This is a genomic window from Aeromicrobium phragmitis, from assembly GCF_003674095.1.
Lineage (GTDB): Bacteria > Actinomycetota > Actinomycetes > Propionibacteriales > Nocardioidaceae > Aeromicrobium > Aeromicrobium phragmitis.
In genome coordinates this window covers 1-373 of sequence record NZ_RDBF01000167.1, presented here as the reverse complement: position 1 = coordinate 373, position 373 = coordinate 1, and the positions used below count along the sequence as shown (strand labels likewise).

1 protein-coding gene is annotated in these 373 nt (G+C 72.4%); it reads left to right on the top strand.

Annotation, left to right across the window (positions count from 1 at the left end; all coding sequences use genetic code 11):
- Positions 1-373: SDR family NAD(P)-dependent oxidoreductase (locus D9V41_RS16800; protein WP_121795632.1), on the top strand; the 373-nt coding region annotated here is incomplete at both ends.

Sequence of the window (373 nt, the reverse complement as noted above, 5' to 3'; positions counted from 1 at the left end):
GCGGAGCCTCCGGTCTCGGCGCCGCCACCGCCGCCGCGCTCATCGCGAAGGGCGCGCACGTCTACGCGCTGGACCTCGCATCGGCGATCGACAAAGCACCCGGCGACGAGCGCATCACGTACGTGCCCACGGACGTGACCGACGAGGGGCAGGTGCGCGAAGCGGTCCGCCAGGCCTCCGCGACCCTGCCCCTGCGGACCGTCGTCAACTGCGCCGGCATCGGACCCTCGGCTCGTATCCTCGGCCGCAAGGGAGTCCACGATCTGGCGCTGTACGCGAAGGTCGTGCAGGTCAACCCCGTAGGCACGTTCACGGTGCTCGCGCTCGCCGCCGAGGCCATCGCGCAGACCGAGCCGCTGGAGCACGGCCAGCG